This window comes from Rhodococcus sp. WB9 (genome assembly GCF_007558985.1).
GTDB lineage: Bacteria > Actinomycetota > Actinomycetes > Mycobacteriales > Mycobacteriaceae > Rhodococcus_F > Rhodococcus_F opacus.
The window spans coordinates 6,886,087-6,907,706 of sequence record NZ_CP041769.1 but is presented as its reverse complement, the minus strand read 5'-3'; the positions used below and the strand labels follow the sequence as shown (position 1 = coordinate 6,907,706).

The 21,620-nt window shown below is 67.7% G+C and carries 16 protein-coding genes and 3 riboswitches; of the genes, 10 read left to right on the top strand and 6 right to left on the bottom strand.

The features are described from left to right. Nucleotides 1–128 precede the first annotated feature (128 nt). From FND50_RS32205 to FND50_RS32195, 3 genes are read left to right on the top strand one after another with little or no spacing between them, the layout of a single operon-like run. Nucleotides 129–1,496: an MFS transporter gene (locus tag FND50_RS32205; protein ID WP_144288423.1), complete on the top strand. Its 1,368-nt coding sequence runs from the start codon at nt 129–131 to the stop codon at nt 1,494–1,496. Then, nucleotides 1,493–3,208, top strand: a complete 1,716-nt coding sequence (locus FND50_RS32200) for an acyl-CoA dehydrogenase family protein (protein WP_144288422.1) — start codon at nt 1,493–1,495, stop codon at nt 3,206–3,208. The genes FND50_RS32205 and FND50_RS32200 overlap by 4 nt, the downstream gene beginning before the upstream one ends. Next, nucleotides 3,205–4,386: a CaiB/BaiF CoA-transferase family protein gene (locus FND50_RS32195; RefSeq protein WP_144288421.1), complete on the top strand. Its 1,182-nt coding sequence runs from the start codon at nt 3,205–3,207 to the stop codon at nt 4,384–4,386. Before FND50_RS32200 ends, FND50_RS32195 begins: the two co-directional genes overlap by 4 nt. A 6-nt stretch (nt 4,387–4,392) precedes the next feature. Here the strand turns inward: FND50_RS32195 and FND50_RS32190 are convergent, their stop codons facing one another. Beyond that, on the bottom strand, nt 4,393–5,088 hold the full coding sequence (locus FND50_RS32190) for a FadR/GntR family transcriptional regulator (protein ID WP_007301754.1): 696 nt from the start codon (nt 5,086–5,088) through the stop codon (nt 4,393–4,395). A 197-nt stretch (nt 5,089–5,285) separates the two neighbouring features. On the opposite strand from FND50_RS32190, the gene FND50_RS32185 reads away from it, so the two are divergent. The 3 genes from FND50_RS32185 to FND50_RS32175 all read left to right on the top strand — a co-directional run bounded on the left by FND50_RS32185 (nt 5,286) and on the right by FND50_RS32175 (nt 9,523). Further along, nucleotides 5,286–6,650, top strand: coding sequence for an SLC13 family permease (locus FND50_RS32185; protein WP_144288420.1), 1,365 nt, complete (start codon nt 5,286–5,288; stop codon nt 6,648–6,650). A 168-nt stretch (nt 6,651–6,818) separates the two neighbouring features. Next, entirely contained in the window at nt 6,819–8,015 is a 1,197-nt protein-coding gene (locus tag FND50_RS32180; RefSeq protein WP_144288419.1) for a CaiB/BaiF CoA-transferase family protein, read from the top strand. After that, the gene (locus FND50_RS32175; protein ID WP_144289218.1) at nt 8,015–9,523 is read left to right on the top strand and encodes a carboxyl transferase domain-containing protein; all 1,509 of its coding nucleotides are present in this window, start codon (nt 8,015–8,017) and stop codon (nt 9,521–9,523) included. The genes FND50_RS32180 and FND50_RS32175 overlap by 1 nt, the downstream gene beginning before the upstream one ends. Nucleotides 9,524–9,591: 68 nt before the next feature. Here the strand turns inward: FND50_RS32175 and FND50_RS32170 are convergent, their stop codons facing one another. The 5 genes from FND50_RS32170 to gcvP are packed head-to-tail and all read right to left on the bottom strand — an operon-like array spanning nt 9,592 to nt 16,751. Continuing rightward, the gene (locus tag FND50_RS32170; protein ID WP_186301177.1) at nt 9,592–10,974 is read right to left on the bottom strand and encodes an L-serine ammonia-lyase; all 1,383 of its coding nucleotides are present in this window, start codon (nt 10,972–10,974) and stop codon (nt 9,592–9,594) included. 3 nt (nt 10,975–10,977) lie between these two features. Then, nucleotides 10,978–12,246, bottom strand: coding sequence for a serine hydroxymethyltransferase (gene glyA, locus FND50_RS32165; RefSeq protein ID WP_144288418.1), 1,269 nt, complete (start codon nt 12,244–12,246; stop codon nt 10,978–10,980). Beyond that, nucleotides 12,243–12,647: a glycine cleavage system protein GcvH gene (gene gcvH / locus FND50_RS32160; protein ID WP_009475688.1), complete on the bottom strand. Its 405-nt coding sequence runs from the start codon at nt 12,645–12,647 to the stop codon at nt 12,243–12,245. The genes glyA and gcvH overlap by 4 nt, the downstream gene beginning before the upstream one ends. Nucleotides 12,648–12,684: 37 nt before the next feature. Next, a complete protein-coding gene (gene gcvT / locus FND50_RS32155) occupies nt 12,685–13,800 on the bottom strand; it encodes a glycine cleavage system aminomethyltransferase GcvT (RefSeq protein WP_144288417.1) in 1,116 nt (371 codons plus the stop codon). Further along, entirely contained in the window at nt 13,797–16,751 is a 2,955-nt protein-coding gene (gene gcvP / locus FND50_RS32150) for an aminomethyl-transferring glycine dehydrogenase (RefSeq protein WP_144289216.1), read from the bottom strand. The genes gcvT and gcvP overlap by 4 nt, the downstream gene beginning before the upstream one ends. A gap of 123 nt (nt 16,752–16,874) precedes the next feature. Beyond that, nucleotides 16,875–16,966: riboswitch (glycine riboswitch) on the bottom strand. A gap of 285 nt (nt 16,967–17,251) precedes the next feature. Between gcvP and lipA the strand changes: the two genes are divergently transcribed. The 4 genes from lipA (at nt 17,252) to FND50_RS32130 (ending at nt 21,587) form a co-directional block, all read left to right on the top strand. Further along, nucleotides 17,252–18,199, top strand: a complete 948-nt coding sequence (gene lipA, locus FND50_RS32145) for a lipoyl synthase (RefSeq protein WP_144288416.1) — start codon at nt 17,252–17,254, stop codon at nt 18,197–18,199. Between the two features lie 34 nt (nt 18,200–18,233). After that, the gene (gene lpdA / locus FND50_RS32140) at nt 18,234–19,607 is read left to right on the top strand and encodes a dihydrolipoyl dehydrogenase (RefSeq protein WP_144288415.1); all 1,374 of its coding nucleotides are present in this window, start codon (nt 18,234–18,236) and stop codon (nt 19,605–19,607) included. Between the two features lie 201 nt (nt 19,608–19,808). Then, nucleotides 19,809–19,900, top strand: a riboswitch (glycine riboswitch). Nucleotides 19,901–19,903: 3 nt separating this feature from the next. Continuing rightward, nucleotides 19,904–20,004: riboswitch (glycine riboswitch) on the top strand. 87 nt (nt 20,005–20,091) lie between these two features. Further along, nucleotides 20,092–20,820, top strand: a complete 729-nt coding sequence (locus tag FND50_RS32135) for a DUF5058 family protein (RefSeq protein WP_144288414.1) — start codon at nt 20,092–20,094, stop codon at nt 20,818–20,820. A gap of 29 nt (nt 20,821–20,849) precedes the next feature. After that, on the top strand, nt 20,850–21,587 hold the full coding sequence (locus FND50_RS32130; RefSeq protein ID WP_144288413.1) for a hypothetical protein: 738 nt from the start codon (nt 20,850–20,852) through the stop codon (nt 21,585–21,587). Nucleotides 21,588–21,620 lie beyond the last annotated feature (33 nt).

Here is a 21,620-nt window from a genome sequence, read left to right as displayed (position 1 = left end):
AACTATGTGTCTGAATCACCTAAACAAGCTGAATTAAGTCTTGGACTCTACACGGAATCCCGGCCATAGTGATGCACACCACCCCTACCTCGGTGTGACGCCCAAGAGCACGAAAGTCAGGGAGAACCGTGAACCCGAATCCCGGCCGCGACGCGGCACCACCCGAATACAGCACCCGGCAGGCCCGCAAGGCCGGTGTCACCGCGTTCGTCGGCACCACCATCGAGTGGTTCGACTTCTACATCTACGGCACCGCCTCCGCACTCGTGCTGGGCCGGCTGTTCTTCCCCGACGCCTCGCCCGCGGTGGGCACCCTCGCCGCCTTCGCGACGTTCGCGATCGGCTTCGTGGCCCGCCCGCTCGGCGGGATCGTGTTCGGTCACTTCGGCGACAAGTTCGGCCGCAAGAACGCCGTGATCATCACGCTGATCCTGATGGGGATCGGAACGGTCGGCGTCGGCTGTCTCCCCACCTACTCGCAGATCGGGATCTGGGCGCCCATCCTCCTCGTCGCGCTCCGCGTGGTCCAGGGCATCGCGATGGGCGGTGAGTGGGGTGGCGCCGTGCTCATCGCCACCGAATTCGCGCCACCGAACAAGAAGGTGCTGTACGGTGCATTCGCGCAGCAGGGATCGCCCGTCGGCAATCTGCTCGCGACCCTGGCGTTCCTGGCGCTGACATTGTTGTCGGACAGCGTGTTCGAGTCCTGGGGCTGGCGCCTGCCGTTCCTCGCATCCGCCGCGCTCGTCGTCGTCGCGCTGTACATCCGGCTGCGGATCTCGGAGACGCCGGAGATGAAGAAGGCCGTCGTCGCCCAGGAGCGCACCCGGATGCCGCTCGTCGAGGTGCTGCGCTCGCACCCGGTCGAACTCGTCCTCGGCGTCGGTGCCGTGGTCGCGGGTGTCGCCATCACCTACGTGAAGACCACGTTCGCACTCGCCTGGGCCACCGCCGACCTCGGATTCGACCGCGGGGACTTCCTGCTCGTCATCACCGTCGCGTTGGTCGCGCAGGTACTCGTGCAGCCCTTCGGCGCCGTGCTGGCCACGAAAATCGATCCGTCGCGGGCGATCCGGTGGATGCTGCTGCCCGAACTCGTGTTGCTGCCGTTGATGTTCCTCCTCGTGCAGACCGGATCGGTGCCCCTGGCCATGCTCGGCATGGTGCTGGCCACCGCACCGCACGCGATGTACTACGCCGCGCTCGCCGGCATCCTCGCCCAGGTCTTCCCGACCAACGTCCGCTACACCGGGATCTCGCTGTCCTATCAGCTGTCGACGGCGATCTTCGCCGGAACAGCTCCGATGCTCTGCCAGTTCCTGCTCACCCACACCGACTCGATCTGGCCGGTCGTCGCCCTCGGACTCGGCTACGTCGTGCTCTCGCTCGCCTGCATGACCCTGCTGCTCCGCCGCGGGAAAGCTCGGTCGGGCGGGACCGCCGCCGAGTCCCGTCCCGAACAGTCCTCGACCCGGAAAGATGTTGCTCACTCATGAATTTCGCTCACACCGATCCCGCCCTGCGCGCCGTCGTCGACCGGTGGGCCGCACCGTCCGACCGCGACAAGCTGAACACCCTGCTCGACCGACTGGGCGCCGACGCCGACGGGCGACTCGACGCCCTCGCCGCCACCGCCGACAAGAATCCGCCGGTGCTGCAGCAGTTCGACCGTGACGGCGAACGCATCGACCGGATCGTGTACCACCCCTCCTACCAGGAACTGTGCCGAGCCGCATACAGCGAATACGGACTGTCGGCACTGTCGCACCGCGGCGGCCTGCACGGCTGGGACGACGTCCCGCCGCACCTGGTGAAGTACCTCGCGTCGTACGTGTTCGTGCAGGCCGAGTTCGGGCTGGCGTGCCCGGTGTCGATGACGGATGCCGCCGCCCGCACGCTGCGCATGTTCGGCGACCCGGACGTGTTCGGACCGTGGATCGACGCACTGACGTCGACGGACCCCGACGGCGCGATGACCGGTGCGATGTTCATGACCGAACCGCAGGCCGGCACCGACATCGCCCGCACGGAGACCCGGGCCGAGCGTGACGGCGACGCGTGGCGGCTGACCGGGAAGAAGTGGTTCGCGTCCAATCCCGACGCCGACGTCATCGTGACCCTGGCCCGGTTCCCCGGCGGCGACGACCAGTCCACCCGCGGCGTCGGAATGTTCATGGTGCCCAAGGTTCTGGCGAACGGCGAGCGCAACAGCTACACAATCGACAGGCTGAAGGACAAGCTCGGCACCCGCTCGATGCCCAGCGGCGAGGTGTCGCTGGCCGGCGCGTACGCCCTTCAGGTTGGCGAACTCGGCCGCGGGTTCCGGCAGATGGCCGAGATGGTGAACACGTCGCGGCTGTCGAACGCGATGCGGTCGAGCGCGCTGATGCGACGAGCCGTGCGCGACGCCGTCGACCACACCCGGGAGCGGGTCGTGTTCGGCAAGGCCCTGTTCGACCAGCCCCTGATGCGCGCGACCCTGCTGCCGCTCGCGCTCGACGCCGAGGCGGCGCTCGCCCTGGTGGCGTACAGCGCGCAGTGCCTGCAGGCGGCGGACGCCGGCGACGACTCCGCACGTGCCCTGATTCGGGTCCTCACCCCGCTCGCGAAGCATTACATCTGCAAACGGGCGCGCGTGGTCACCGGCGAGGCCATGGAGGTGCGGGGCGGCAACGGCTACATCGAGGAATGGGCCCACGCCCGCCTGGTCCGCGACGCCCACCTGGGGTCGATCTGGGAAGGCTCGAGCAACGTCATCGCCCTGGACGTGCTGCGGTGCATGCGCAAGCTCGGTGCGCATCGCCGGCTGGCGGACACGATGCGCGGCATCCTCGCCGGACTCGGACCCGACTGCGGCCCCGGCGCCGACGTTCTCCGCCGACGCTGGGACGACCTGGTCGCGGAAGGCGACCTGCTGGTCGCCGGAGACGACGACTCCGCGCAGGCCGGGTGCGCGCGCTACGCGAACGAACTGGCCCGAGCGGCGATGGCCACCCTGCTCTACGACCTCGCCGCCTTCGCGATCACCGCGGGCAGCGGCTACCGGTCGCTGCTCGTCGCCAACGCCTACCTGTCCGGCGACGCCGGGCACCTCCCTGGGGCGGCCCTCGACCACCTCGCGGCCGTCGTCGACGGTACCGACGTCGTCGCGGAGGCCGCGCAGGCCGCCGCACCCCGATCCGACTCTGCGACAGGAGTTCTCCTGTGACCACGACCCACACCGGACCGGCGCCCCTCGCGGGGGTGCGGGTGCTGGACCTCTCCAAGATCCTCGCCGGACCATACGCCACTATGTCGCTCGCGGACCTCGGCGCCGACGTCACCAAGGTCGAACACCCTGACGGCGGCGACCCGACACGGTCGTGGGGTCCGCCGTTCGTCGGCTCCGACGCCACGTACTACCTCGCGATCAACCGGGGCAAGAAGTCGGTGACCGTCGACCTCAAATCGGAAGAGGGACAGGACGTCATCCACCGCATCCTGGAGGAGACCGACGTCGTCGTCGAGAACTTCAAGCCCGGCAGCGGATTGCAGCGGATCTTCGACTACCGGACGCTGTCCGAGCGGTACCCGCATCTGGTCGTGCTGCACATCTCCGCGTTCGGGGAGGACGGTCCGCTGCGCGACGAACCGGGTTACGACATGATCGCGCAGGCCGCAGGCGGACTGATGTCGCTGACCGGTGAGCCGGGCGGGGCGCCGATGAAGGCCGGATTCGCGATGGGGGATCTGGGGGCGGCGCTCTTCGGTCTGATCGGCGTGCTCGCTGCCCTCGTGGAGCGGTCGCGGACCGGCCGAGGGCAGTACGTGACGACGTCGCTGTTCGAGTGCCAGCTCGCCCTGCACGTGAACTGGGCGACCAATTACTTCGCGACCGGCGAGCGTCCCGGCGCGCTGGGCTCCGGCCATCCCAATCTCGCTCCGTATCAAGCGTTTCCCGCCAGCGACGGATACTTCGTCGTCGCGGTGGGCAACGACAATCAGTGGGGGAGTCTGTGCTCCGCGATCGCACGCGACGATCTGACGACCGACCCGCGCTTCGAGCGCAACCGTGACCGCGTGGCGAATCGTGGTGATCTCGAGCGGGAATTGTCGACGGCCTTCGCGTCGGGAACCGTGGAGCAGTGGTGCGACACGCTCACCGCACACGCCGTGCCCGTGTCACCGATCCGGCATCTCGACGAGATCTACGCCGACCCGCACACTGCGGCACTCGGGATGATCGGCACGGTCGACCACCCGACGCTGGGCAGTCTGCAGCAGATCGCGTTCCCGGTCAGTTTCGCCGGCGAGCGCCCGCATCTGACGTCCGCGCCGCCGGTACTCGGCGCCGACACCGACGAGATCCTCGGTGCCCACCGGCCGCAGTCGGTGGTCGGCGGGTAGACCCGGTTACCCGCCCTCGCGCAGCAGCGCGACGTCGGACACCATCCGGATGTGATCGGCCATCGCACGGGAAGCGCCCGCGGAGTCCTGGTCTCGAATCGCCGTCGCAATGCGCCGGTGCCCTTCGAGCGAGGCCCGCGGGCGTTCGGCCTGGGACAGGGATTCGATCCGGGTCTCCCGGATCAGCCCGGAAATCTCGTGCATCAGCTTGGCCAGCAGTGACGAGTGCGCCGCGACAGTGATGGCCTCGTGGAACTGCTCGTCGCCGACGACGCCGCGATCTCCCGCGGCGATCTCGGCTTCCATCGTCGCGAGGGCGGAATCGATCTCCGCCATCTCCGCGTCGGTCCGGCGCTCGGCGGCGAGCCCGGCAAGTTTGACCTCGAGTGCCTCGCGGGCCTCGATCACCTCGGGGAGACGGTCGGCGTGTTCGCGCAGCGCCTTGACCGCTCGTTCCTCGATGGGGCGGCGGACGAGCACGGCACCGTCCCCGTGCCGCACCGACACCACACCCTGCACCTCGAGGGCGACGAGCGCCTGACTCAGCGAAGCGCGACTCACGCCCAGTTGAGCGGCGAGTTCACGCTCGGCGGGGAGGCGGTCGCCCGGCGTCATCTCGTGGTCGGCGATATGGGCGCAGAGCTGTTCGACGATCACCTCGTACAGCCGCGGTCGTGCTACCGGACGCAGTTGCTCAGCCACTGGGCCACCCACTCTCCATTCCACTGAAACTACTCCACGGTATCTCGCACAGACATGTAACCGCACCCACAGTTCCTATTGACAGTGATCCATGACACTGCTTTTATGAAGTGGCTAGGCCAATCTGCCACTGAGTCAATTTGCTCGCGGGCGGCGGTCGAGACCAGTTGCCACTGCCACAGAACCGGAGACTTTTCATGTCGACCGAGTTGATTCCCATACTTGCGCTCGCTGTCATGTTCCTGGCGGCGACCGTGCTGCCCGTGAACATGGGCGCTCTCGGCTTCGTTGCCGCCTTCTTCGTCGGAACCCTGTCACTGCACATGAGCAGCGACGACATCATCGCCGGATTCCCCAGCAGCCTGTTCCTCACGCTGGTCGGCATCACTTACCTCTTCGCGATCGCCCAGAACAACGGGACCGTCGACCTCATGGTCCGCGGGGCGGTCCGGCTGGTCCGCGGACGTGTCGCGCTGATCCCCTGGGTGATGTTCGGGATCACGGCGGTTCTTACCGCGATCGGCGCGCTCGGCCCCGCCGCCGTCGCGATCGTCGCGCCGATCGCTCTCGGCTTCGCCGCCCGCTACAAGATCAACGCTCTCCTGATGGGCATGATGGTCGTCCACGGAGCGCAGGCGGGCGGGTTCTCGCCGATCAGCATCTACGGCGTCACGGTCAACGACATCGCGTCCAAGGCGGGATTGACCAACAGCCCGCTCACTCTGTTCCTCGGAAGCCTCCTGTTCAACGCCGCTATCGGGGTACTGCTGTTCGTCTTCCTGGGCGGACGGGACCTGATCGGGCGCAGCGTGCACGACGACGCCGCCGAGGACACGGGAGGAAGCGGCGCCGGTGGTTCGGGCGGAGGAGTGCCCGCGACCGGAGGCGACTCGGGATCGGGAGGGGCCACCGCGACCAAGGTGCGCCCGACGGCGACCCTCGCGGGCACACCCGCACGCTCCGGAGTCACATTCGATCAGGCCCTCACGCTGGTCGGTCTCGCCGCGCTCGCCGTGTTCTCGCTGATCCTCGACCTGGACGTGGGATTCATCTCGATGACGGTGGCCGTCGTCCTGGCGCTCGCCTCGCCGAAGGCGCAGAAGGGTGCGATCGCTCAGATCAGCTGGTCGACCGTTCTGCTCATCGGCGGCGTGCTCACCTTCGTGGGGGTCCTGCAGGAGGCGGGCACCGTCGAGTACGTCGGAAACGCGGTCGCGAGCCTGGGGATGCCTCTCCTCGTCGCCCTTCTGCTCTGCTACATCGGGGCCATCGTCTCCGCATTCGCGTCGTCCACGGCGATTCTGGGAGCGACCATTCCGCTCGCCGTCCCGTTCCTCCTCGCCGGCGAGGTGGGCGCGGTGGGTGTCATCGTCGCGCTCGCCATCTCCTCGACCATCGTGGACGTCAGCCCGTTCTCGACCAACGGAGCGCTGGTCCTCGCGAACGCACAGAATGTCGATCGAGACCGCTTCTACAAGCAGATCCTGAAGTACAGCGCCCTCGTCGTCGCCATCGGGCCACTCGTGGCCTGGGCGATTCTCGTGGTGCCCGGCTGGCTCTGACGCCCGGCGGGGAGGCGACCCGGCCCGCCTCCCCGCGTCATTGCGTCGATTTTTCTCCTCTTGACAGCGGTCGGATCAGATGTTTCATTTAATTGGCTAGTCCACTAGGTCACTGCACCAACAGTCCAGCTCTCGCGGCTCGCGCCAGGAAGTAACGGGTGGTTTCACATGTCCACGAACACGATGGAGCGCACAGGTCCGCTGCAAGGAGTGGTCGTCGTCGATCTGACCCGCGCCCTCGCGGGCCCCCACGCGGCGATGATGCTCGGCGACCTCGGCGCCGACGTCATCAAGATCGAGACCCCGCACGGCGGCGACGACACCCGCGGATGGGGGCCGCCCTTCGTGGAGCCGGCGGACGCCGAGCGGGAATCGACGTACTTCCTGTCCGCGAATCGAAACAAGAAGTCGATCACCCTCGACCTCAAGGCCGAAGACGGACGCGCCACCCTCGAATCCCTCGTCCGGCGCGCCGACGTCCTCATGGAGAACTTCCGCACCGGCGTCCTCGACCGCCTGGGATTCACCACCGAACGGCTCGCGGAGCTGAACCCGCGCCTGGTCGTCCTGTCCATCAGCGGATTCGGTCACGACGGACCCGAAGGCGGACGCGCGGGGTACGACCAGATCGCGCAGGGCGAAGCCGGGCTGATGTCGCTGACCGGCCCCAATCCCGACGACGTCCAGCGCGTCGGAGTGCCCATCGCGGACCTGCTCGCCGGCATGTACGGGGCGTTCGGCGTCGTCGCCGCCCTGCAGGAACGTGCGCGCACCGGACGGGGCCGCGTCGTGCGAACGTCGTTGCTGGCCAGCGTCGTCGGCGTGCACGCCTTCCAGGGGACGAAGTGGACCGTCGCCGGCGAGGTCGGCGAGGCGCAGGGCAACCACCATCCCTCGATCTCGCCCTACGGGCTGTTCCGCACCGCCGACGGCGCCGTCCAGATCTCGGTCGGCAGCGAAGGACTGTGGAAGCGGTTCTGCGCGGGCTTCCACCTCGATCCGGACACCCCCGGAATGGCCACGAATCCCGAACGCGTCGAGAACCACAAGCAGGTCCTGGAACTGGTCGAGGATGCGTTCGGCGCGTACACCAGCGACGAACTTCTCATCGAACTCGACCGCATCGGGGTGCCCGCCGGACGCGTCCGGACGATCTCCGAAGTCTACGAATGGGAGCAGACCAAGTCGCAGGGACTGCTCGTCGACGTCGACCACCGCACACTCGGCAACATCACGCTGCCCGGCCCGCCCCTGCGGTTCTTCGAACCGGACGGCACCGAGGTGACCGAGACCCGGCACACCGCACCGCCGGTGCTCGGCGCGGACAACGACACCGTGTTGTCGTGGCTGAAAGAGTGCAGCTGATGGCTCGCCTGACCGCTCCCGAACTGCTCGACCTCGTGGTCGACGCCGGCACCTGGGAATCGTGGGACACGCCTCCGATCCAGGTCGCGGCGGACTCCGAGTACGCCGACGAACTTCTTCGCGCACAGGAGAAGACCGGCCTCGACGAGGCGGTGCTGACCGGGGTGGCCACCATCCGCGGCCGCCGAACGGCAATCCTCGCCTGCGAATTCGGCTTTCTGGGCGGCTCCATCGGCGTTGCCGCGGGCGAGCGTCTGGTCGCCGGGATCCGGCGCGCCACGCGCGAACGCCTTCCGCTGCTCGCCCTGCCCACGTCGGGTGGCACGCGAATGCAGGAGGGAACGACCGCGTTCCTGCAGATGGTCAAGATCACGGCGGCGGTGATCAAGCACAAGGAGGCGCACCTGCCGTATCTCGTCTACCTGCGGAGCCCCACGACCGGCGGTGTCTTCGCGTCCTGGGGGTCGCTGGGGCACGTCACCATCGCTGAACCGGGAGCGCTCGTCGGCTTCCTCGGACCGCGCGTGTTCGAGGCCCTGTACGAGTCGCCGTTCCCGGCGGGCGTCCAGACCGCCGAGAACCTCCACGCGCACGGACTCGTCGACGCGGTGCGGCCGCCGGACCAGCTCGCCGAGATCGTCGACCGCGCGCTGCGCATCATCACCTCCGGCCGTGGTGGCCGGCCGTCGCTCGCGGACGCCCCCGTGCACGAGAGTCTGCCGGACGTCCCCGCCTGGGATTCGGTGGTCGCCTCGCGCCGCGAGGACCGGCCGGGTGTGCGTGAGGTGATGTTCCACTCCGCGTCGGATGTTCTTCCGCTCAACGGAACCGGTCAGGGTGAGGTCGATCCGGGTTTGATCCTCGCTCTCGTCCGGTTCGGTGACATGCCGTGCGTCCTACTCGGACAGGACCGTCGAGGGCAGACCACGCGGTCGCCGCTCGGCCCGGGCGCGCTGCGGGAGGCCCGCCGGGGAATGCGGCTGGCGGCGGAACTGAACCTGCCGTTGGTGACGGTCATCGACACCGCGGGCGCGGCATTGTCGAAGGAGGCGGAGGAAGGCGGTCTCGCCGGTGAGATCGCGCGTTGCATCGCCGACATGGTCTCGCTCGACGTCCCCACCATCTCCCTGCTGCTCGGGCAGGGCACCGGCGGCGGCGCGCTCGCGTTGATCCCGGCCGATCGGGTGCTCGCGGCCCAGCACGGCTGGCTGTCGCCCCTGCCACCCGAAGGTGCGAGCGCAATCCTGCACCACGACATCGCGCACGCTCCGGACATGGCCGCCCGGCAGGGAATCCGGTCGTCCGATCTCCTTGTGAGCGGCATCGTGGACGAGGTGATCCCCGAATTCCCCGATGCGGCAGAAGAATCCACGGCATTCTGCACCCGGGTGGGTGCGGTGCTCCACCGCGAACTGTCGCTTCTCGATGCGGCAGACACCACCCAGCGACTCTCCGACCGTGCGGAGCGATTCGACCGGATCGGTCTGTTGCAGCCCGCACATGCGTGACCGCGGTGCCGGGGATCCCGATCGGATCCCCGGCACCGCGTCCATTCACTGGTCCTCGAGGACTTACGTCAGCATTCGACGAGATTCACCGACACGTTCACGGCGAGACCCCCGGTGGACGTCTCCTTGTACTTCGAGCTCATGTCGGCGCCGGTGGCCCGCATCGTCTCGATCACCTGATCCAGACTGACTCGGTGGGTGCCGTCGCCGCGCAGCGCCATCCGGGCGGCGTTGATCGCCTTGCCCGCCGAGATGGCGTTGCGCTCGATGCACGGAATCTGCACCAGGCCGCCGATGGGATCACACGTGAGACCGAGACTGTGTTCCATCGCGATCTCCGCCGAGTTCTCCACCTGCTCCGGGCTGCCGCCGAGGATCTCCGCGAGCCCGGCGGCGGCCATGGACGCCGCGGAACCCACCTCACCCTGACAGCCCACCTCGGCCCCGGAGATCGAGGCCCGTTCCTTGTACAGGGATCCGATTGCGCCGGCCGCCAACAGGAATCGCACCGTCGTTCCGTCCGGGTCGGCCTTCCCGGCGGGGGTGTAGTGCAGCGCGTAGTGCAACACCGCCGGGATGATGCCGGCCGCCCCGTTGGTGGGGGCGGTGACGATCCGTCCACCGGACGCGTTCTCCTCGTTGACGGCGAGCGCCACCAGGTTCACCCAGTCCTCGGCGAACGCGGGATCACGACCGGGATCCTCCACGTTCAGCCGCTCGTACCAGCCGCGGGCGCGTCGGCGCACCCGCAGACTTCCGGGCAGATACCCGTCCCGGCCGATTCCGCGTCGCTGACACTCGACCATCACGTCGCGGATGTGCAGGAGCCGCGCCCGGACCTCCGGCTCGGACCGGTGGGCGCGTTCGTGCTCGAGCATGACCTCGCTGATCGTGAGACCGTAGTGCTCGCTGAGGGCGAGCAGTTCACGCGCGGACCCGAACGACAGCGAATTCGCGCCGGCGGCGACGGACACCTCCGGTTCGGTGTCGGTGACGACGAATCCGCCGCCGATCGAATAGTACGTCTGCGCGTGCAGTTCACGACCGGTGACGCTAGTCGCGGTGAGGGTCATGCCGTTGGGGTGAAAGTCCAGAACCGTCAACGGGTGCAACACCATCTCGTCCTCGGCGAGCGGGATGTCGACCGTCCCGCCGAGGCGGATCCGCCGACTCGCCCGCACCGACTCCAGCCGCGTCTCCATCTCCTCGGTGGCGATGGTCTCCGGTCGGTACCCCTCGAGACCGAGGAGGATCGCCGACATCGTGCCGTGGCCGGCGCCGGTGGCCGCGAGCGATCCGTACAGATCGGCACGGACACCGGCGACGTCCCCGAGAACGCCGAGTGTGTCGAGGTCGTCGACGAACGTGCCCGCCGCCCGCATCGGGCCGACGGTATGCGAACTCGACGGTCCGATACCGACCGAGAACAGGTCGAACACACTGATCGTCACGAGTTACAAGCCCGGGTAGAGCGGGTACTTGTCCGCGAGCACCCGGACCTGGGCGGCCAACCCGGACGTGTCCGCGTCGGCGGGCGCGACGAGGGCCTGGGCGATCAGGTCGGCGACCGCCACGAAGTCGTCCCGGCCGAAACCGCGGGCGGCGAGTGCCGGGGTGCCGATCCGCAGACCGGACGTCACCATCGGCGGCCGCGGATCGAACGGGACGGCGTTGCGGTTGACGGTGATTCCGATCGCGTCGAGCCGGTCCTCGGCCTGCTGCCCGTCGAGAGCGGCATCCCGCAGGTCGACGAGGACGAGGTGCACGTCCGTGCCGCCGGTGAGGACGCTGATTCCGGCCTCCTTGACGTCGGGTCGGCTGAGCCGTTCGGCGAGTACCTTCGCACCGTCCAGGCAGCGCTCCTGACGCTCCGCGAACTCGGGTTCGGTCGCCATCTTGAATGCCGTCGCCTTGCCCGCGATCACGTGTTCCAATGGGCCACCCTGCTGACCGGGAAACACCGCGGAGTTGATCTTCTTCGCGATGGCGGCGTCGTTGGTCAGGATGATGCCGCCACGGGGTCCGCCGAGGGTCTTGTGCGTCGTCGACGTGACGACATGTGCGTGCGGGACGGGGGACGGGTGGAACCCGGTGGCGACCAGACCCGCGAAGTGGGCCATGTCGACCATCAGGTACGCGCCGACCTCGTCGGCGATCTCCCGGAAGCGGGCGAAGTCCAGGTGCCGGGGGTAGGCCGACCAGCCGGCGATGATCAGTTGCGGCCGGTGCTCGCGTGCCGCCTTCGCCACCTCGTCCATGTCGATGAGGTAGTCCTGCTCGGACACCCCGTACGCGGCGACATTGTAGAGCTTGCCGGAGAAGTTGAGGCGCATGCCGTGCGTGAGGTGGCCGCCGTCCGCGAGGGACAGTCCGAGGATCGTGTCGCCCGGTTTGATCAGCGCATGCATCACCGACGCGTTCGCGGTGGCACCCGAATGCGGTTGCACGTTGGCGTATTCGGCGGCGAACAGCGACCTGACGCGGTCGATGGCGAGCTGCTCGATCGTGTCGACGTGCTCGCAGCCGCCGTAGTAGCGCCGGCCCGGGTACCCCTCGGCGTACTTGTTGGTCAGCACGGAACCCTGCGCCTGCATCACCGAAAGCGGTGCGTGGTTCTCCGACGCGATCATCTCGAGGCCGGTGCGCTGACGCTCGAGCTCCTTGCCGATCAGTGCGGCGATGTCCGGGTCGAAATCCGCGAGGTCGCGGTTCAGGACGCTCATGCCTGCACCCCGTTCTTCTCGGCGTACTCGGCCGCGGTGAGGAGCTCGCCGGCGGCGGACGGCTGGACGGCGAACAGCCAGCCCTCGCCGTAGGGGTCGGAGGTGACCAGTCCCGGGTCGTCGACGGCGGCGGTGTTGATCAGGGTGACCCGGCCGCTCACCGGCGGATACAGCTCGGACACGGTCTTGGTCGACTCGACCTCGCCGCACGATTCGCCGGCGACGATGGTCGCACCGACCTCCGGCAGGTCGACGAAGACGAGCTCGCCGAGCGAGTTGACGGCGACCGACGTGATGCCGACGCGGACCGGTTCGTCGGGGAGCGCGGCGCCCGGCTCGATCAGGACCCACTCGTGATCGTCGGTGTAGCTGCGGTCGTCAGGGAAGGCGTGCGAAGACATGTGTGACCCTTTCGGGGCTGAAGTGGGTGGGAACGGCTCAGGAGCGGCGGTAGAACGGCGACGGCGTGACCACGAACGGTTCCTTCCTGCCGCGGATGTCCACGGTGAGTTCGGTGCCCGGTTCGCGGAACGCGACGTCCACGAACGCGAGCGCGATCGGATGCCCGAGCGTCGGAGACAGCGCCCCGGACGTGACGGTGCCGATCGGCGACTCGCCGGACGCGTCCAACACGGTGTACTCGGCACGCGCGGCCCGGCGGCCGGTTCCTGCGAGTCCGACGAGCACCCGCTGCGGGGCCTGATCCGACAACTTCTGCAGGGCATCGCGGCCGACGAAGTCCTTGTTCAGCCGGACCACCTTGCCGAGCCCGGCCTCGTACGGATTCGTGCCGAGGTTCAGTTCGTGGCCGTACAGCGCCATTCCGGCCTCGAGGCGGAGGGTGTCGCGGCACGCGAGGCCGGCGGGGACGCCGCCGCGGGCCGTGGTGGCGTCGAGCAATGCGCGCCACAACTGCACGGACAGCTCGTTCGGCACGTACAGCTCGAAGCCGTCCTCCCCGGTGTACCCGGTGCGGGCGAGGAGGACGTCGATGCCGGCGACCACCGCGCGCGTGACCGCGTAGTACTTCAACTCCGCCACCGTCTCGACCTGTTTGTCGGGAACGAGGGACTGCACGACGTCCTGGGCGGCCGGTCCCTGCACCGCGATCAGCGCGGTCTCCGAGGACCGATCGTCGACGTTCGCGGAGAAGCCCTCGACGCGTGCCGCCAGTTCGCGATGCACCGTCGGCGCGTTGGCCGCATTGGCCACCACGAGGAAATGCTCGTTGGCGAGACGGTAGACGACCAGATCGTCGATGACCCCGCCGTCCGCGTTGCACAGGAGGGAGTACTTGGCCCGGCCGACGCCGATCTTCGAGAGTTCGCCGGCCAGAGCGTAATCCAGTACCGCTCCGGACTCGGGGCCGGTGACCGCGATTTCACCCATGTGCGAGAGGTCGAACAGTCCGGCGGTCTTGCGGACGGCGTGGTGTTCGACGAGTTCGCTGTCGTACTTCAGCGCCATCTGCCAGCCGGCGAAGTCGGTGAAATGGGCTCCGAGCGCGCCGTGCTCGCCGAGCAGCGGGGACGCGGGCGTGGTGGTGAGGGTCATGCGAAGGCCTCCTCGGGGGTCTCGGCGATGGCCGAAGCGTCGATGTCGGTGGTGTTCTCGAAGGCCTCGGGTGCCGGGCACGAGCAGACGAGGTTGCGGTCGCCGTGGACGCCGTCGATGCGACGCACCGGGGGCCAGTACTTGGCGGTGCGAAGCGACGCGACGGGGTAGGCGGCGAGGTGGCGCGGGTAGGGCAGATTCCATTCGTCCGCGGTCACCTGTTCGGCGGTGTGCGGGGCCTGACGCAGCGGGCTGCGCTCGAGCGGCCACACGCCGTCACCGACCAGGTCGATCTCCCGGCGGATCGAGATCATCGACTCGATGAAGCGGTCGAGTTCGGCGAGGTCCTCGGATTCGGTCGGTTCCACCATCAGTGTGCCGTTGACGGGGAACGACAGGGTGGGTGCGTGGAAGCCGTAGTCGATCAACCGTTTTGCCACATCCTCGGCGGTAACGCCGGTCGCCTTGGTGACCGGCCGGAGGTCGAGGATGCACTCGTGCGCCACCAGACCGGACGGTCCCGTATACAGGACCGGGAAGTGCCGATCCAGTGACCTGGCGACGTAATTGGCTGCGAGCACCGCGGTTTCGGTGGCGCTCGTCAGCCCGTCGGGTCCCATGAGTGCGATGTACGCCCAGGTGATGGGCAGGATGCCGGCCGATCCGTAGTTGGCGGCCGACACCGGGGTGCCGAGCTGATCGCCGCCCAGCGGGTTGCCGGGCAGGAACGGCACCAGGTGCTTGCGCACCGCGACCGGCCCGACGCCGGGGCCTCCGCCGCCGTGTGGGATGCAGAACGTCTTGTGCAGGTTCAGGTGTGAGACGTCGCCGCCGAACTTGCCGGGCTGCGCGAGACCGACGAGAGCGTTGAGGTTGGCACCGTCGACGTACACCTGGCCGCCGGCCTCGTGCACCAGATCGCAGACCGTCCGCACGTCGTTCTCGTACACGCCGTGCGTGGACGGGTAGGTCAACATGATCGCGGCCACCGTGCCCTCGTGCGCCGCGATCTTCGCGCGCAGGTCGCCCAAGTCGATGTTGCCGTTCTCCGCGGTCGCGACGACTACGACCTTCATGCCCGCGAGAACCGCGGATGCGGCGTTCGTGCCATGCGCGGACTGGGGGATGAGGCAGACGTTGCGTCCGAAGTCGCCGCGGGATTCGTGATAGCCGTGGATCGCGAGCAGCCCGGCCAGCTCGCCCTGGGACCCGGCGTTGGGCTGCAACGACACCCGGTCGTAGCCGGTGATCTCGCCGAGCCACCGCTCCAGGTCGGCGACGAGCTCGAGGTAACCGGCCGTCTGCGCGACCGGGGCGTACGGGTGGATGGACGCGAACCCGGGCCAGCTGATGGGTTCCATCTCGACAGCGGAGTTGAGTTTCATCGTGCACGATCCGAGCGGGATCATGGTGCGATCGAGGGCGAGGTCCTTGTCGGACAGCGTGCGCAGGAAGCGGAGCATCGCGGTTTCCGAGCGGTGATCGTGGAACACGGGGTGCTGCAGGTAGTTCGACGTCCTGGCGAGTGCCGACGGCAGTTCGGGCACCGCGACTGTCGTCGGCTGCGCACCGAACACGGCGACCACCCGCCGGACGATGTCGTCGGTGGTGCACTCGTCGCAGGCGATCGCGATGTGATCGGCGTCGACGAGACGGAGGTTGATGCCGTCCCGATCGGCCGACTCCACGATCGCCCCGGCGCCCGCCGGGACCCGCACGAGAACCGTGTCGAAGAAGCTGTCGTGCACGATCGTGTGACCGGCGGCGCGCAGGGTTCCGGCGATGGTCGTCGCGTGGGCGTGCACCCGGTTCGCGATGGCGCGCAACCCTTCCGGTCCGTGGTAGGCGGCGTACATCGCGGCGACGTTGGCGAGCAGCGCCTGTGCCGTGCAGATGTTGCTGGTCGCCTTGTCACGCCGGATGTGCTGTTCGCGGGTCTGCAGTGCCAGCCGGTAGGCCGTCTTCCCGTCGACGTCGACGGACACTCCGACGAGGCGGCCGGGCAGCATGCGCTCGAGTCCGCCGCGCACGGCCATGTAGCCGGCGTGCGGTCCGCCGAAGAACAGCGGCACACCGAAACGCTGCGCCGACCCGACCGCGATGTCGGCACCCTGCTCGCCGGGCGGCGTCAGGATCGTCAGCGACAGCAGGTCGGCCGCGACCGTGGTCAGCGCGCCGCGCGCCTTCGCCGCGGCGATCATCGGAGCGGGGTCGCGCACCGCGCCGCTCGCACCGGGCGTCTGGAAGACCACCCCGAACATGTCACCGTCCGGCAGTTCACCGGACAGTTCCGCGACCACCACCTCGATGCCCACCGCCTTCGCTCGTCCCCGGACGACGGCCAGTGTCTGCGGCAGGCAGTCCGCGTCGAGGACGACGCGGTTGGTGGCGGACTTCGACGTGTTCGCGCGCCGCATCAGCAGCACCGCCTCCATCACGGCGGTGGCCTCGTCGAGCAGCGAGGCGCCGGCCAGGGGAAGGGCGGTGAGATCCTCGATGACGGTCTGGAACGTCAGCAGCGCCTCCAGCCGGCCCTGGGAGATCTCCGGCTGGTACGGGGTGTAGGCGGTGTACCAGGCGGGGGCCTCGAGCATGTTCCGTCGCAACACCGCGGGTGTGATGGTGTCGGAGTATCCGAGACCGATCATCTGGACGCGGGTCTCGTTGCGCTCCGACAGTGCCCGCAGGTCGGCGAGCACCTGCTGCTCGGACCTCGCCGCGGGCAGATTCAAAGGCTGTGAACTGCGGATCTGGTCCGGCACCGCGCTGTCGATCAGGTTCGCGAGGGCGTCGTAACCGAGGGCGTCGAGCATCCGCCGCGACGAGGAGGCATCGGGACCGATGTGGCGGGACGGAAAGTCGCTGGTGAGAGGCGCGCCCTGGGTGGCGGCGCGGGGTTCTGCTGGCACGAGGTGACTCCGGTTTCGTTGAGTCCGGACCGCACCGGACATCGACAAGGGGGGCACCTCCCCGCTCTGTCCTGAAACCTGAGAGTTTGGGCGCACCGCAACTGCGGCGTGCTCTTCACCTTCGGTAAGTTCCGGCCATACGGCCGATTCTTTCTCCAGAGTTGCCTCTGCGCTGCGGTACTGGGGCCTGAGAGATTCCCGGGGAGGAAGTTGCTCCTACGGCGCCTCCGAAACGGAGGTTCTCCCGCTGCGCGTCAACGGCGTCTTCAGTTGTGATTGGCCAAACAGTACACAGACGCCGCGGGTTTGTCTCCTCGGACCGACGGTCTTGCCAAAAGTCCTCGTCGTTTGGCATCCTCGATGCATCTTCGCTCGGACGTGACCGCACACGCCGGCTGACGAGAGCCCAGATGTCCGCAGCCGCAACGGTTGTCGATGTGTTCTTGCTCTCCCCGCTCACCCTTCCCCGGTGCCGCGCTGTCCACCGCCCGGCACGGACGTCGCATACCGACCGGTTTCGACCGGTCCTAGGAGTTCCTCACATGACTGCGCCTGAGTCACCCCCCGTCGCTGCGGATGGCCGCCGACTGCTCCGCCTCGAAGTCCGCAACGCTCAGACCCCGGTCGAACGCAAACCGTCGTGGATGAAGGTGCAGATGCGGACGGGCCCCGAATACCGGGACCTCGCCGCCCTCGTCGACCGTGAGAACCTGCACACCGTGTGTCAAGAAGCGGGATGTCCCAACATCTTCGAATGCTGGGAGGACCGTGAGGCGACGTTCCTCATCGGTGGAAGCCAGTGCACCCGGCGGTGCGACTTCTGCCAGATCGACACAGGCCGCCCCGCCGCACTCGATCGGGGCGAACCCAGGAGGGTCGCGGAGTCGGTGCAGACCATGGGCCTGCGGTACGCCACCGTCACCGGCGTGGCCCGTGACGATCTGCCGGACGGCGGCGCCTGGCTGTACGCCGAGACGGTCCGGCAGATTCACGAACTGTGCCCGGGCACCGGCGTCGAACTGCTGATCCCCGATTTCAATGCCGACGCTGCGCAACTACGCGAGGTGTTCGACACCCGCCCGGAAGTACTCGCGCACAATGTGGAGACCGTTCCCCGGATCTTCCGTCGTATCCGGCCCGCCTTCACGTACGAGCGGTCCCTCGAGGTGATCACGCGGGCTCGGGAGGACGGCCTGATCACCAAGTCGAACCTGATCCTCGGGATGGGGGAGACCACGGATGAGGTGATCCTGGCCCTCCGGGACCTGCATACCGCCGGCTGCCAGTTGATCACCATCACGCAGTACCTCCGGCCGTCGGCCCGGCATCACCCGGTGGCGCGGTGGGCGACGCCGGACGAGTTCGTCACGCTCGATGGGATCGCCCGCGAGATCGGATTCCTCGGCGTCCTGTCCGGTCCGCTCGTGCGCTCCTCCTACCGTGCCGGTCACTTGCACGCAGAAGCCGTCGCCGCGAACGCAATTCACTGAACCCCATTCTCTTCCGTTCCAGCAAGGAGTTACCATGTCCCACCGATCTGCAGATGTCGTCGTCCTCGGCGGCGGTTCCGGCGGCTACGCGGCCGCCATCCGCTCGGCCGAACTGGGCCGTTCGGTCATTCTCATCGAGGAGAACGAACTCGGCGGCACGTGCCTGCATCAGGGGTGCATTCCGACGAAGGCGCTGCTGCACTCCGCCGAAGTCGCCGACAGTGCGCGCACGGCCTCGCAGTTCGGTGTCGACGTCACGTTCGACGGTGTCGACCTCGAGAAGGTGCTGAGCTACCAGAATACGATCGTCACCCGCCTGCACAAGGGACTGCAGGGCCTCGTCGACTCGTACGGCATTACCGTCGTCAACGGCCGTGGACGGTTGGTCGGACCCAACGGAGTGGAGGTCGACGACGAGTTGATCACGGGCGGCGCCGTCGTCCTGGCAACGGGGTCGTCGCCGAAAACGCTACCCGGCATCGGCATCGGTGGCCGGGTCGTCACCAGCGACCAGGCTCTCGTGTTGCCGTCGGTCCCGAAGAAGGCGATCATTCTCGGCGGCGGCGTCATCGGCGTCGAATTCGCCAGTGTCTGGGCGTCGTTCGGTGCGTCGGTGACGATCGTCGAGGCGATGCCTCGGCTGGTGCCGAACGAGGACGAGACGATCTCCAAGTACCTCGAGCGGGCGTTCCGTCGCCGCAAGATCACCGCGAAGACAGGTGTGCGGGTGACGGAGGTGACGCAGGACGCGGATGCAGTGTCGGTAACCCTCGGCTCCGGCGACATACTCGACGCCGACGTCCTGCTGGTCGCAGTGGGGCGCGGACCCAACACCGCGTCCATGGGGTACGAGGAGACCGGAGTGATGCTCGAAAAGGGCTTCGTGGTGACCAGTGACCGACTGCGCACCACGGTGCCGAACGTCTTCGCGGTCGGCGACATCGTCCCCGGGCTCCAGCTGGCCCACCGCGGGTTCCAGCAGGGCATCTTCGTGGCCGAGGAAATCGCCGGGCTCCGTCCGGACGTCATCGACGAGACCGGCATCCCTCGTGTCACCTACTCCCACCCCGAGGTCGCGTCCGTCGGGTTGACCGAGACCGCGGCCCGGGAGAAGTTCGGCGAGAACGTCGAGACCGTCACCTACGACCTCGCCGGCAACGGCAAGAGCCAGATCCTGAAGACGTCGGGGGCGGTCAAACTCGTGGTGGCGCCGACCGGGGTCGTGGTCGGCGTGCACATGGTCGGCGACCGAGTCGGTGAGCTGATCGGTGAGGCGCAGCTGCTCTACAACTTCGAGGTCGACGCCGCGCAGGCGGCGAAGTTCGTGCACGCCCACCCCACTCAGGGCGAGGCGCTCGGTGAGGCGCTGATGGCAGTGGCCGGCAAACCACTCCACGTCCACGGCTGACCCCCATGTGAGTGGCAAAGTGTGCTGGCGCACGCTTTGCCACTCACATGGGGTGTTCGGTATGCGAACGCGCACTGGCGATTTCCTCCCGGGAGGGTGAATTAACACGCCGGAACGACGGAGTCATGTTTTCGTAATACGTCTGCGGAACAGTACGTCTCGAGTCAGTTCGATTCGGAACCATCAAAGTGGTTTCTCCCTATGAACCTGGCTGGAGAGTTCCGGGACCGAGTCCCGGGCGCCGAAGGAGCAAGTACCCACAAACTCTCAGGCACCAGGACAGTCAGGGTCGGGAACTCTGGAGAGCAGCGTGTCGCCTGTAACGGCACGTTCACCGACGGGGCACGATGACCACTCGCACGAGTGTGTCTCCAAACTCTCAGGTTACAGAACAGAGCGGGTGTCAACCGAGGTGAGCCACCGGATCACCCTCACATCGCTCGAGTGATCGGTTCGCCGGTTACTCACTCTCCCTGGGAGATCCATGAATGTGACTGCTAGTGGGGCATCCACGGACATCATGGCTGTCGCCAACTCGCCTGTTCTCTGGGTGGCCGTTGCCGGCATCTTCGTCGTCATCGTCGTTCAGTCGGCGATCTACATGACCGCGGTCCGCAAGGTGGCACCCGTCGCGGACATGTCACCGGAAGACATGAAAGTGTCGTTCCGCTCCGGTGCCGTGTCGGCGATCGGACCGTCCCTGGCGGTCTGCCTCGTGGCGATTGCCCTCCTCGCCCTCTTCGGCACGCCCGCTGTCCTGGCCCGCATCGGCCTGATCGGCTCGGCCGCGTACGACGTGTCCGCGGCCAGCATCGCCGCCGACTCGATGGGCGCGAAACTCGGCGCCGACACGTACACCCAGAACGTCTTCGTCGTCGCCTTCTTCGCGATGAGCATCGGCGGCGTGATGTGGATGCTGTCCGCGCTCGTCCTCACTCCGCTGCTCAAGCGGGGTGACGCGAAGATCCGCACGGTGAATCCGGCGTTGATGGCCGTCGTTCCGTCCGCGGCCCTGATCGGCGCGTTCGCGTCGCTGGGCTTTCAGGAATTGACGAAGTCCAGCTATCACATCGTCGCGTTCGCCGCCTCCGCCGTCGCGATGGGGATCTGCCTGTTCGTGGCCCAGACGTTCGGCAAGAGCTGGCTCCGCGAATGGGGGCTGGGCATTTCGATCCTCGTGGCCCTCACCGTCACCGACCTCGTCACCTCCTGATTCACGACTCGCACGGAAAGGACTTTTCGATGACTACCGACGAAGCCGTAACGGTGTCCACCGGCGCACGTGAACTCGCCGAGTTCGACAAGACGACGTCCCGCTGGGGTCGTATCACGATGATCATCGGGTTGCTCCTGTCGATCGGCGCGCCCCTGTATCTGGTGTTCTCGGGTGAGGTGGACGTCACCGCAGGCCAGTTGTGGACCGCGTTCGCTGCGGTGGCCGGGACATTCTTCATCATCTGGCTGGTCGAGCCCCTGACCTATTTCCCCATCCTCGGTCCGGCCGCGATGTACCAGGCGTTCATGATCGGCAATATCGCGAACAAGCTGTTGCCTGCCGCGCTGATCGCGCAGACGAACATCGGAGCGAAACCGGGAACCAAGCGGGCCGAACTCGCTGCGGTCCTGGCGATCTGCGGCGCCGCGATGGTGCACCTAGTGTCGCTGGCCGTGTTCGTCGGGCTGCTCGGCACCTGGCTGATCAGTGTGATACCCGCCGACATCGTGACCGTCACCCGTTCGTACATCCTTCCCTCGGTCCTGGGGGCGGTCCTCGTGCAGGCGATCGTGTCGATGAAGCAGCCCCGGGCCACGGTGGTCGCGCTGCTGGTGGCCGCGATCATCACGTTCGTCGTGGTTCCGGCGATGCCGAGCCTCGCGCTGTCGTCCACCGCCATCGCCGTGATCGTCACGGCGGTCCTCGCCTGGTTCCTCCGGAACAAGAACGACCAGAGCCCGGCCGAGCTCGCGACCATCGAGTAAGAATCGATACGCGGAGACATCTCACCTTCACCT